Genomic DNA, 13,269 nt, shown 5'->3' on the forward strand with positions numbered 1-13,269 from the left:
CATGAAGAGAAATGAAGAGTATGTTGACTCGTGCTATAACCGGGATTTGAGTTGGACTTTATTTAATCGAAGAGTGATTAATCTAGCCACTGAATCGTTCACTCCGTTTTTTGAAAAGCTGAAGTTTTTAGCAATTGGGTCAAATAATTTAGATGAGTTTTATAGTGTCAGGGTTCCAAGCGTTCAGGGACAAATGGAGCTTAGTGATAATGGGATTGAAAAAAAGTCGGGGCTTCATTATAGCCAGATCCTGGACCAGATTCATGATCGTAATAACGAGAATTTTAAGATCCAATACAATGATTACGATAAATTAAATCAAGAGTTAAACGATAAAGACATTTGTTCAATTGAGTCCTATGAAGAACTGAATGACAAACAGAAGGATCAGGTCAATCAATATTTTATTCAAAAAATTCAGCCGTCACTCGTTTTTAAAGAGTTTTATGAAAATTATGGGTTAAAATTTCTTTCCAATAAACAAATTGCAATTGGTGTCCTGGTTAAGGGTGATGATAAAAAAGCCATTCGGATTATTCCCATTCCTTCTAAGTTTGATCGTTTGGTTTCGGTTAAGTCGAACGGGATTGACACGTATATCTTACTTGAAGATTTGATTAACCATAATCTCAAACGTCTCTTTAATGGAAAAGAAATTAGTGGAACGGTCGTCTTTAGAGTCACCAGAGACCTTGATGCCACCTTAGATGTTGAAAAAGAGGATAATAATTTTGAAACAATTTCTCGGATGCGTCAGTATCTGGTTGACCGGGAAAAGGGGAAGGTAACTCGATTTGAAGTTGAGGAATTTGATGGTAATACCGATAGTGATTTCTTAAACGATTTTATTGATAAGTTTAAGATTGAAAAGAATGCCATTTTTAAGATTCCTGGTCCAGTTGATTTAACTTATCTGTTTGAGATTGTCAGCAAGTATTCGCCTGATTATCCCGAATATTGTTACGCCAAATTTAACCCACGAACTTGGCCTGCTTCCACCTCAATGCTTTCGTATTTGGATCAAAAGGATCTGCTTATCCAGTACCCGTATGATTCGTTTAGTCAGTTTTTGCAATTCTTAAAAGAAGCGGTCGAAAATCCTAAAACAGTTGCGATTAAACAAACCTTGTACCGTGTTTCCAAACACTCTGAAGTGGTTGATTTACTAGCAAAAGCCGCTCAAAAGGGAATTAAAACCACCGTTGTGGTTGAATTAAGAGCTCGTTTTGATGAAAAGAACAACTTGAAAGTAACTGAAAAACTGAAGAATGCTGGTGTTCATGTTATTTTTGGGAAAAAAGACATGAAAGTTCATAGTAAAACTTGTTTGGTGTTAACAAAAGAGGGCAATCACCCCAAGGGCTATATCCAGGTTGGAACGGGAAACTACAACATGCAAACCGCGAAGGGATTTGTTGATCTCAGTTTCTTTACCAGTAAGGATGATTATGTTCAAGATCTATCAAAATTTTTTGATTACTTGCAAGCTCCAGATGCCGCTCAACCCAGTTATCAAGTTTTATCAGCTTCTCCCCATCAAATTCAAGATCAAGTGATTGATGGGATCCAGGAAGTTAAAGAAAGTTATTTAAGAACCGGCAAAGGAGCAGTCTTTTTAAAGATTAACTCGTTGACTGATGTAGAAGTGATTTCAGCCATTTATGATGCGGCCAGAGTGGGTGTACCATTTAGGCTCGTTGTTAGAGGAGCTTGCTGTCTTAAACTTGGAATTTGCGGGAAGAAAGAAAAAATCGTGGTTTCAAGCATTGTTGGTGAGTTTTTGGAACATAGTCGAATTTATGGATTCTTCACTCAGGATGATTCTAAATTGTGGATATCTTCTGCTGATTTAATGACAAGAAACATGGATAACCGTGTCGAGCTAGCGGCGCCAATTCTCGATCCAAAACTAAAACAACAGCTTTTAAACATCATCGACATTTACGCTCAAGATGATGTGGATGGGAGCTTTTTAAAGCCTGATGGGGAGTACTTTAAATTCAAGCATCCTAAAGGCAAGTCCGCCCAACAGACCTTCTTAAAGATTATCGATGATCCCAAATTAAATAATAAAAAGCACGTTTCTAAACGTCATGACATTCGGATTAACGTTAAAAACGATTCCAAATTAAAAAACGAGTGGTTTTATGTTTCGATTCTAGTCGTTACGATTATCGTAGTAGTGGGCGTGCTATTGTGGTGGTGAAAATAACCAGATGTTTCTGGTTATTTTTTTATTTTTCTTTTCCAAAATCGGATACTTCTGGTATAATAATATATGTTCGCTGATGAATGTGAACGTTTAATGCTTATATGCACCTATAGCGCAATTGGATAGAGTGTCTGACTACGAATCAGAAGGTTGTAGGTTCGACTCCTACTAGGTGCATTCATCGGGAAGTAGCTCAGCTTGGTAGAGCACCTGGTTTGGGACCAGGGGGTCGCAGGTTCGAATCCTGTCTTCCCGATTTTTATATACTTTTTAATATTTAAGCATCGGGAAATAGCTCAGCTTGGTAGAGCGCCACGTTCGGGACGTGGAGGTCGCAAGTTCGAATCTTGTTTTCCCGATTTTTTTATTACCTTGGTTTCCAAGAGTATTTACTTGGAATTTACAAATCTTCTTTGTATAATAATAGTCAACATTAGTCAGAGATGAGATGAGTTTATGGCAAGCCGTAATATATCGGACATTATTGAAGATTATTTGAAGGATATGCTAGGTGATAATGATCAAGAACGAGTCGAAATTCGTCGATCAGACATTGCCAATCATTTTGACGTGGTGCCCTCGCAAATTAACTATGTAATTAAAACACGTTTTACGTTGCGTAATGGTTATTTAGTTGAGAGCAAACGTGGTGGTGGTGGTTACATCAGGATTGAAAAAATCAACTTAATGGATAATTCGGATGTCCTAGACAGTTTGATTGATTCAATTGGTGATGAAATTTCCGAAAAGGATGAAGAATCAATTTTAACCACCTTATATGCTAATGGAGTCATTACCGAGAAAGAGGAGAACATGATTGCTGCTATTTTAAAGAAAGAGGCAATTAGACTGCCTGATCAAGCAATGGAATATCAGGTTAGAGCGAGTGTTTTAGAGGCTTTACTTTACCGGCTTAAATATGAGTGTTAGTTTGATTATGGATTATGATTTAAAGAGAAATGAAGGGAGATTTGCATATGCATAATTTATTTACCCCTAGTGCAAAAAACGTTTTGGTAATTGCCCAAGAACAAGCTAAGAGTTTCCAGCATCAAGCTGTCGGAACCGAACACATGTTACTGGCACTTACCATTGAGAAGAATGGGATTGCTTATCAAACTCTCCAACAACTTGCCGTCAGCGAGGCGGACGTTAGAGAAGAAATTGAGCAGTTGGCTGGATACGGTAATTTAAAGGTCGATGGAAACACGTATCTGCCGTATTCTCCAAAGATGAAAGAAATTTTAGCTTTAGCTGGAAAGATTGCCAAGCAGTATGGATCAACTAAAGTGGGTACTGAGCACATTTTGCTAGCTTTAACTAGTGATGATGCGATGCTCTCTTCAAGAATTTTGACTAACTTGGGAGTTAGCCCAGAACAAGTCCGAAAAGTAACGATCCGAAAGATGGGGGTTGCAGATACTAATATGGCTTCTGAAAATAATTCGAATGGTGAGTCAGAACAAAGCGAAACTCCAACTTTAGATTCACTGGCACGTGATTTGACTAAAGCTGCTCGAGATAATCAGCTCGATCCAGTGGTTGGACGCACCGCTGAAGTTCGTCGTGTCATCCAGGTTTTAAGCCGAAGAACTAAAAATAATCCAGTTTTAATTGGTGAACCCGGTGTTGGTAAAACTGCCATTGCTGAAGGTTTAGCGGAAAAAATTGTGAATAAATCTGTTCCTGCGGATATGCAAAATAAGCGGGTAATGGAATTAGACATGGGATCACTGGTTGCTGGCACTAAGTATCGTGGCCAATTTGAAGATCGTTTAAAGAAGGTCTTAAAGGAAGTCGAAGATAGTGGCAATGTCATTCTCTTTATTGATGAGTTGCATACCTTGATTGGTGCTGGTGGAACTGAGGGATCAGTTGATGCTTCAAATATTTTAAAGCCATCTCTTGCTCGTGGTCAGGTTCAAGTTATTGGTGCTACTACTTTAGATGAATATCAGAAGTACATTGAATCTGATGAAGCATTGGAGCGTCGTTTTGCAACGGTTGAAGTTGAAGAACCAAGTAAGGATGAATCACGTAAGATTCTTAAGGGATTACGTCCCAAATACGAAGAACACCATCACGTTCAAATCACCGATGATGCCATTAATGCAGCCGTTGATTTATCTAGTCGTTACATTAGTGATCGTTACCTTCCTGACAAAGCCATTGACTTGATGGATGAAGGTGCAGCTAAAGTTAGACTGGATTCAACTGGAAAAGATGACAAGTTAGCAAGCGCTGAATCAAAACTTAGTTCCGTTAAAAATGATAAGGACAAAGCCATTGAGGAACAGCGCTTTGAAGATGCGGTTTCAATTCGTAAGCAAGAACAAAAGTTACAAAAAGAGATTGCTGATTTAACCCAAAAACAGCGCATTAAAGAAAATGACGCTAACAAGACCCATAATTATCAATTAAAAGAAAATGCTGAAGATATTGCTCAAATTGTTTCTGAATGGACCGGGATTCCCGTTACTCATTTGAAACAGTCTGACAAGAAGCGTTTGGTAAACTTGGAAAAGATTTTACACGAACGAGTTGTGGGACAAGATGAAGCTGTTTCGGCAGTTGCAAGAGCAATTCGTCGGGCACGAAGTGGACTTAAAGATCCAAACCGTCCCATTGGGTCATTCATGTTTCTTGGGCCAACCGGAGTTGGTAAAACTGAACTTGCCAAGGATTTGGCAAAAGCAATGTTTGGTTCTGAAGATGACATGATCAGAGTTGACATGAGTGAATTCATGGAAAAATATTCGACTAGTCGAATGGTTGGGTCTGCCCCTGGTTACGTTGGCTATGATGAGGGTGGTCAACTTACCGAAAAAGTTCGAAAGCATCCCTACTCAGTTGTTCTACTTGATGAGGTTGAAAAGGCTCATCCTGACGTCTTTAACTTGCTACTTCAGGTTCTAGATGATGGGTACTTAACCGATGCCAAGGGCCGAAAGGTAGACTTTCGAAACACGGTTATCATTATGACTTCCAACATTGGTGCTACAGAGCTGCAATACAAGAACACCGTTGGATTTGCCGCTGAAAAATCGGGTAATGATGATAATTACGATGCTATGAAGGCCACGATTCAAGAACAGTTGAAGAAATTCTTTAAACCAGAATTCTTGAACCGAATTGATGATACGGTGATCTTCCATTCCTTGACTAAGTCAGAATTACACCGGATCGTTAAGTTAATGTCTCAAGAACTGATTGATCGTGCCAATGGATTAGGTTACAAAGTTAGAATGACTCCAGCTGCCATTGATTTAGTTGCTGAAGTTGGCTACAATCCAACCTATGGTGCTCGACCAATTCGAAGAGCTTTGCAGGATAAAGTTGAAGATCCATTGAGTGAAGACTTGCTAGCGGGCAAGTTCAAACCCGGTGATCAGATTACGATCGGTGCGCATAAAAACAAGATTACGATCAATAGACGTGAAGTTAAGAATCCCAAAGAAGAAATTCTAAGTAAATAACGTTAAAACTCTCAGTAAATTTTTACTGAGAGTTTTTGTGCATATTAATTGACTTTTACTTTGATTCTTTGTATTATGTGTAGAGTATGCAACTGGGAATTGAAATGAGTCGTTGCGATCTATTGTCCGTGATGGCGTTTATAAGAACCAAAAGTAAGATTTAGATCTTATTTTTGGATTTTTTTTGCTCAAAAACCAGCAATATGGCTTTTTGTAACAAAAACGTAACATTTCTTTTTCGTGGAATTTTAGGGAGAGGTGAATAACTTGGCAGGACACATTGTAAAGTATGGAAAACACAGGACCCGTAGAAGTTATTCCAGAATTAAGAAGGTATTGGATCTTCCAAATTTGATTGAGATTCAAACAAATTCTTATAACTGGTTCTTAGACGAAGGTTTGCGTCAAATGTTTAAAGATATTATGCCAATTGAGGATTTTCAGGGAAAGCTTTCACTAGATTTCGTTGATTATAAACTATTGGAACCTAAGTACACGGTTGATGAAGCACGTGCTCATGAGGCAAATTATTCAGCCCCATTACACGTTACTCTCAAGTTAACTAACCATGAAACCGGTGAGATTAAGACTCAAGATGTTTTCTTTGGTGACTTTCCACTTATGACTGACCAAGGAACTTTCATCATTAACGGTGCAGAGCGTGTTATCGTTTCTCAATTAGTGCGATCACCAGGTGTTTATTACCATAAAGATCTCGACAAAAATGGTCGTGAAATTTACAGTTCAACTGTGATCCCCAACCGTGGTGCTTGGATGGAATTTGAAACTGATGCGAAGAATATTTCATACGTTCGAATTGATCGTACTAGAAAGATTCCTTTGACTGAATTAGTTCGTGCCCTTGGTTTTGGATCAGATGATGAAATTACTGAGATTTTTGGAAATACTAATGATAGTCTCTCACTTACCCTTGAAAAAGACGTTCATAAAGATGCCGATGATTCTCGTGTTGAAGAATCATTAAAGGATATTTACGAACGCTTGCGTCCGGGTGAACCAAAGACAGCTGAGTCAGCAAGAAACTTGTTAACCCAAAGATTCTTTGATCCAAAACGTTACGACATGGCACCAGTTGGTCGTTACAAGACAAACCAAAAATTGAGCATGAAGACTCGTTTAATGGGATTAGCTTTGGCCGAAACCCTTGCTGACCCAGATACTGGTGAAATCATTGCTAACAAAGGTGATGTGATTGACAAAGAATTGATGGAAAAGTTGAAGCCGTACTTGGCTAACAAAGATTTTAAAGCTTACACCTTTAATCCTTCCGATCAAGCTGTCGTAACTGATCCAGTTACTGTTCAAGTAATTAAAGTATATTCAAATACAGATCCAGACAAAGTCGTTCCAGTAATTGGTAATGACAATATTGATCTGGACTATAAACACATTACCCCAGCGGATATCTTGGCTGAAATCAATTACTTCTTGGATCTTCAAGAGGGAATTGGATCTGTTGATGATATTGATCACTTGGGGAACCGTCGTGTTCGATCAGTTGGTGAATTACTGCAAAACCAATTCCGAATTGGTCTTTCACGGATGGAACGAGTTGTTAGAGAAAGAATGTCCATTCAGGATGCTTCAACGGTAACACCACAACAACTAATTAATATTAGACCAGTGGTGGCCTCTGTTAAAGAATTCTTTGGTTCATCACAGCTTTCACAATTCATGGATCAAACGAACCCGTTAGGTGAATTGACCCATAAACGTCGATTATCTGCTTTAGGACCTGGTGGTATTACTAGAGACCGTGCTGGATATGAAGTTCGTGATGTTAACTACACTCACTATGGTCGAATTTGTCCAATTGAAACTCCCGAAGGTCCTAACATTGGATTGATTAACTCACTTTCAAGTTATGCTCGGGTTAACAAGTATGGATTTATCGAAACCCCATACCGTCGTGTTGATTGGACTACTCATAAGGTTACCGACAAGATTGATTACCTAACTGCTAACGATGAAGATAAATACGTGATTGCACAGGCGAACTCTCCATTAAATGAAGACGCAACCTTTCAAGACGATCAAGTTATGGCACGTGATAAGTCCCAATACGTTGAAACTAATTCAAAGAACGTTGACTACATGGACGTTTCACCAAAGCAAGTTGTTGCGGTGGCAACGGCATGTATTCCGTTCCTAGAAAATGATGACTCAAACCGGGCCCTAATGGGTGCTAACATGCAGCGTCAGGCTGTTCCTTTGATCAGACCACACGCACCACTTGTTGGAACTGGGATGGAATATCAAGCTGCTCATGATTCTGGAGTTGCTAAGATTGCTAAGTATCCTGGAACCGTTGAATATGTTGATGCAAGAGAAATTCGGGTAAGACGTGATAATGGCACTTTAGATACGTACAAATTGATGAAGTTTATGCGTTCTAACGGTGGTAAAAACTATAACCAAACTCCAATTGTAAAAATTGGAGATCATGTTGATGCCGATGAAATTATCGCTGATGGCCCAGCAATGGAAAATGGTGAATTGGCCTTAGGTCAAAACCCAACCGTTGCCTTTATGACATGGCAGGGTTATAACTTTGAAGATGCCATTGCCATTTCCGAACGACTAGTTAAAGATGATGCTTACACTTCAATTCATATTGAAGAGTATGAGTCAGAAACTAGAGATACCAAACTGGGACCTGAAGAAATGACTAGAGAAATCCCTAACGTTGGTGAAGATGCACTAAAGGATCTTGACGAAGATGGAATTATTAGAGTCGGTGCCGAAGTTCATGACAACGATATTTTGGTTGGTAAGGTAACCCCTAAGGGTGTTACTGAATTATCTTCTGAAGAGCGACTACTTCACGCTATCTTTGGTGAAAAGGCTCGAGAAGTTCGTGACACGTCACTTCGAGTACCTCATGGTGCCGGTGGAATTGTTCAAGACGTTAAAGTCTTTACTAGGGAAAACGGCGATGAATTAAAGCCCGGTGTAAACAAGATGGTTCGAGTTTACATTGCCCAGAAACGTAAACTTCAAGTTGGAGATAAGATGGCTGGAAAACATGGTAATAAAGGTACTGTTTCCGTCATTATTCCTGAAGAAGACATGCCATATATGCCAGATGGTACCCCAATCGACATCTTATTGAGCCCCATGGGTGTTCCATCACGGATGAACATTGGACAGGTGCTTGAATTGCATCTTGGAATGGCTGCTAAGAAGCTTGGAATTCACGTTGCCACCCCAGTCTTTGATGGTGCTCGTAGTGAAGATATTACCGACGCTTTAAAGGAAGCTGGTATGCCAGCTGATGGTAAGACGGTTCTGTATGATGGTAGAACCGGTGAACCATTTGACAAACGAATTGCTGTTGGAGTTATGGGTTACTTGAAACTTAACCATATGGCTGAAGACAAGATTCATGCAAGAGCCATTGGACCTTACTCACTAGTTACGCAACAACCACTTGGTGGTAAAGCTCAGTTTGGTGGACAGCGTTTTGGTGAAATGGAAGTTTGGGCTCTTGAAGCTTATGGTGCCGCACACACCCTCCAAGAAATCTTGACTTACAAGTCAGATGATGTTGTCGGACGGGTTAAGACCTACGAAGCAATTGTGAAGGGTGATCCAATTCCTAAACCAGGTGTTCCTGAGTCATTCCGAGTATTAGTTAAAGAATTACAAGCATTGGGACTGGACATGAAGGTTCTCGATGCCGAAAACAAACAAATTGATTTGCGTGACATGGACGATGACGAAGACGTTGTTAACGTGAACGCATTGAGTAAGTTTGCTCAAAAACAAGATGATAAAAATGAGAAGGATAAAGAAAAGAAAGATGAAAATGAGAAACAAACTCCAACTTCATCTGATGCCGACTCAAAAAATGATACAAATGACGACAATAAATAATAAAGGAGGGTACGCCAATGGTTGATGTTAATAAATTCAAAAGTATGCAAATTGGTTTAGCTTCACCTGAGACCATTCGTAGTTGGTCATATGGAGAAGTTAAAAAACCAGAAACGATTAACTATCGAACTTTAAAGCCTGAAAAGGATGGATTGTTTGATGAAAGAATTTTTGGTCCAACTAAGGACTGGAAATGTGCCTGTGGAAAATACAAGGGTGTCAGATATAAAGGCATCGTTTGTGATCGCTGTGGTGTTGAAGTCACTCGTTCAAAAGTTAGACGTGAACGAATGGGACACATCGAATTAGCAGCTCCTGTAACCCACATTTGGTATTTCAAGGGAATCCCTAGTCGAATGGGACTAGTTCTTGACATGAGTCCACGGGCTCTTGAAGAAATCATCTACTTTGCTTCATACGTTGTTACCGACCCAGGTAACACACCAATGGAGAAGAAGCAGTTGCTTTCAGAACAAGAATACCGTGACAAAAAGCGTGAATACGGCAATCGTTTCCACGCTGAAATTGGTGCGGAAGCCATCAGAACTTTATTAAACGACGTTGACATTGATAAAGAAGTCAAAGAGTTAAAAGATACGCTTAAGAAAGCAACGGGACAAAAGCGAACTCGTGCCGTTCGTCGTCTAGATATTCTTGAGGCCTTTGCTACTTCTGGCAATCAGTTGTCATGGATGGTAATGGATGCGATTCCAGTTATGCCGCCTGACTTACGACCAATGGTTCAACTTGAAGGTGGTCGTTTTGCTACTTCTGATTTAAATGATTTATATCGTCGGGTTATTAACCGAAATAACCGATTAAAACGATTGTTAGACCTGAACGCTCCTGGCATTATTGTTCAAAACGAAAAGAGAATGCTCCAGGAAGCTGTCGACGCTTTGATTGATAATGGTCGTCGTGGTCGTCCTGTTGCAGGACCTGGTAACCGTCCCCTTAAATCACTTTCTCACCTATTAAAGGGTAAACAAGGTCGATTCAGACAGAACTTGTTAGGTAAGCGTGTTGATTATTCTGGTCGTTCAGTTATTGACGTTGGTCCTAATTTAAAACTAAGTCAGATGGGTCTTCCAGTATCAATGGCATTGGAATTATTTAAACCCTTCATTATGCATGCGCTAGTTAAACGTGGTCTAGCTTCTAACATTAAAAACGCTAAACGTCAGATCGAACGTCAAGACGACGCTGTCTTTGAAGTTCTCCCTGATGTCATTAAGGAACATCCAGTTCTTTTGAACCGTGCTCCTACTTTGCATCGACTTGGAATTCAGGCTTTTGAACCAGTTTTGGTTAGTGGGAAATCAATGCGTTTGCATCCATTAGTTTGTGCTGCGTATAATGCTGACTTTGATGGTGACCAAATGGCCATTCACGTTCCACTATCTGATGAGGCTCAAGCTGAATCAAGATTATTGATGGCTGCTGCTGGACACATTTTGGCTCCTAAAGATGGTAAACCAGTTGTTACTCCTTCACAGGATATGGTTATTGGTAACTACTATTTAACCCTTGAAGAAGCAGGGGCTGAAGGTGAAGGAATGGTATTCAACGATCCTGATGAAGTTGAATTAGCTTACCGTGATGGAAAGGTTCATTGGCATACCAGAATTGGTATTCCAGCGAGCGCCTTCCCAGACAAACCGTTTACTGACGATCAAAAAGATAAGATTTTAGTAACGACGGTTGGAAAGGTTATTTTCAATGGGATTCTTCCAAAGAAATTTACCTATTTGAACGAACCAACTTCAACTAACTTGCACGGATACCTTCCTGACAAGTATTTCTTGAAGCCTGGTGAAGACATTCATGAACACTTGAAGAACGCTGAATTGGTTAAACCGTTTAAGAAGGGATTTTTAAGTGACATCATTGCTGAAGTTTACAGTCAATACCAAGTTACTGAAACTTCAGAACTTCTTGATCGAATCAAAGATTTAGGTAATGATAAATCAACTAAATCTGGTTTGACGGTTGGTATCTCTGACATTACTGATTTAAAGGAAAAGCCAGAAATTGTTGCTAACGCCCATAAGAAAGTTGATACCATCACTAAACAATTCCGTCGTGGTTTAATTACTAACCAAGAACGTTATGAACGAGTTGTTAGTGTTTGGAATGATGCCAAAGACGAAATTCAAAACAAATTAATGAAAAACTTCGATCCCCAGAACCCAATCTTTATGATGAGTGACTCTGGTGCTCGTGGTAACATTTCGAACTTTACTCAGTTAGCTGGGATGCGTGGTTTGATGGCTTCACCTAATGGTGAAATCATGGAACTTCCAATTACCTCTAACTTTAAAGAAGGACTTTCAGTCTTGGAAATGTTCATTTCAACCCACGGTGCTCGTAAGGGTATGACCGATACGGCACTTAAGACCGCTAACTCTGGTTACTTGACTCGTCGACTTGTTGATGTTGCCCAAGATGTCATTGTTAGAGAAGAAGACTGTGGAACTGACCGTGGTCTTGTTGTTCGTGCCATTACCGAAGGGGACGAAATGATCGAACCATTGTATGACCGAATCCTTGGTCGTAACGCAATGAAGACCGTTAAGAACCCTAAGACTGGTAAAGTGATTGTTAAAAAGAATGAAATGATCGATGAAGACGTTGCTCAAGAAATTGTGGACGCTGGAATTGATTCAGTTGAAATTCGTTCCGCCTTCACATGTAATACTGCTCATGGTGTTTGTGAGAAGTGTTATGGTCGAAACCTTGCTACTGGTGACGAAGTTGAGGTTGGTGAAGCTGTTGGTACCATTGCGGCCCAATCAATTGGTGAACCAGGTACTCAGTTAACTCTTCGTACTTTCCATACCGGTGGTGTTGCAAGTAGTTCAGATATTACCCAAGGACTTCCTCGTGTTCAGGAAATTATGGAAGCACGTAATCCTAAAGGTAAGGCAATCATCAGTGAAGTTACTGGTACGGTTGAATTAATTGAAGAAGATCCTGCTGAAGGTATCAAGGAAGTTACCATTAAAGGGAAGTCCGATACTCGTAAATATAAGGTTCCAATTAAGGCCCGAATGAAGGTTTCAGAAGGCGATCAGGTTCGTCGTGGTGATGCTTTAAATGAAGGTTCAATTGATCCTAAGGAATTGCTTAAAGTTCGAGATGTTTTGTCAACTGAAACTTACTTGTTAACTGCGGTTCAAGAAGTTTATAGAAGACAGGGTGTTGAAGTTAACGATAAGCATGCCGAGATCATGGTAAGACAGATGTTGCGTAAGGTTCGTGTTATGGACCCAGGTGACACTGACATCCTCCCTGGTACTTTGATGGATATTGATGATTTCAAGGATCGTAATAAGGATGCTGTGATTAGTGGTAAAACACCCGCAACGGCCCGTCCGGTATTACTTGGAATTACTAAGGCTGCACTTGAGACTAACAGTTTCTTGTCTGCTGCATCATTCCAGGAAACCACTCGTGTTCTTACTGATGCCGCAATTCGTGGCAAGGTTGATCCATTAGTTGGTTTGAAGGAAAATGTTATCATTGGTAAGTTATTACCTGCTGGTACTGGTGTTGGGAAATATGAAAACATTGAACCAGAAGAAGAGGGTAAGACTGATACCAAGGGTGTTACTTCATTAAGTGATGTCGAAAAAGAAATGCAACAAAAAGATTCAAGTAAAAACTAGTTATTAAACTAAAAAG

The 13,269-nt window shown here is 39.8% G+C and carries 5 protein-coding genes and 3 tRNA genes; all 8 read left to right on the plus strand.

The genetic code is table 11. The annotated features are described in order from the left end of the window. Position 1 precedes the first annotated feature (1 nt). The 8 genes from ppk1 (at position 2) to rpoC (ending at position 13,253) form a co-directional block, all read left to right on the plus strand. Positions 2-2,206, plus strand: a complete 2,205-nt coding sequence (gene ppk1, locus AC6UDG_RS02435; protein ID WP_500706313.1) for a polyphosphate kinase 1 — start codon at positions 2-4, stop codon at positions 2,204-2,206. A 109-nt stretch (positions 2,207-2,315) separates the two neighbouring features. After that, positions 2,316-2,389: transfer RNA gene (locus tag AC6UDG_RS02440), tRNA-Arg, on the plus strand. Between the two features lie 5 nt (positions 2,390-2,394). Beyond that, positions 2,395-2,468: transfer RNA gene (locus AC6UDG_RS02445), tRNA-Pro, on the plus strand. Positions 2,469-2,497: 29 nt separating this feature from the next. Continuing rightward, a tRNA-Pro gene (locus AC6UDG_RS02450) sits at positions 2,498-2,571 on the plus strand. Between the two features lie 97 nt (positions 2,572-2,668). Next, on the plus strand, positions 2,669-3,142 hold the full coding sequence (locus tag AC6UDG_RS02455) for a CtsR family transcriptional regulator (protein ID WP_500693535.1): 474 nt from the start codon (positions 2,669-2,671) through the stop codon (positions 3,140-3,142). A 47-nt stretch (positions 3,143-3,189) separates the two neighbouring features. Further along, a complete protein-coding gene (locus AC6UDG_RS02460) occupies positions 3,190-5,688 on the plus strand; it encodes an ATP-dependent Clp protease ATP-binding subunit (protein ID WP_500693536.1) in 2,499 nt (832 codons plus the stop codon). Between the two features lie 258 nt (positions 5,689-5,946). Further along, positions 5,947-9,585: a DNA-directed RNA polymerase subunit beta gene (gene rpoB / locus AC6UDG_RS02465; protein WP_500695232.1), complete on the plus strand. Its 3,639-nt coding sequence runs from the start codon at positions 5,947-5,949 to the stop codon at positions 9,583-9,585. Positions 9,586-9,602: 17 nt separating this feature from the next. Continuing rightward, the gene (rpoC, locus tag AC6UDG_RS02470) at positions 9,603-13,253 is read left to right on the plus strand and encodes a DNA-directed RNA polymerase subunit beta' (RefSeq protein ID WP_500706314.1); all 3,651 of its coding nucleotides are present in this window, start codon (positions 9,603-9,605) and stop codon (positions 13,251-13,253) included. Positions 13,254-13,269: the final 16 nt, after the last annotated feature.

This window comes from Fructilactobacillus sp. X2R1C1 (assembly GCF_059901435.1).

Excerpts from the sequence above, each read along its gene's own strand:
- ppk1 (WP_500706313.1), top strand. The coding sequence starts at position 2 with ATGAAGAGAAATGAAGAGTATGTTGACTCGTGCTATAACCGGGATTTG.
- AC6UDG_RS02455 (WP_500693535.1), top strand. The coding sequence starts at position 2,669 with ATGGCAAGCCGTAATATATCGGACATTATTGAAGATTATTTGAAGGAT.
- AC6UDG_RS02460 (WP_500693536.1), top strand. The coding sequence starts at position 3,190 with ATGCATAATTTATTTACCCCTAGTGCAAAAAACGTTTTGGTAATTGCC.
- rpoC (WP_500706314.1), top strand. The coding sequence starts at position 9,603 with ATGGTTGATGTTAATAAATTCAAAAGTATGCAAATTGGTTTAGCTTCA.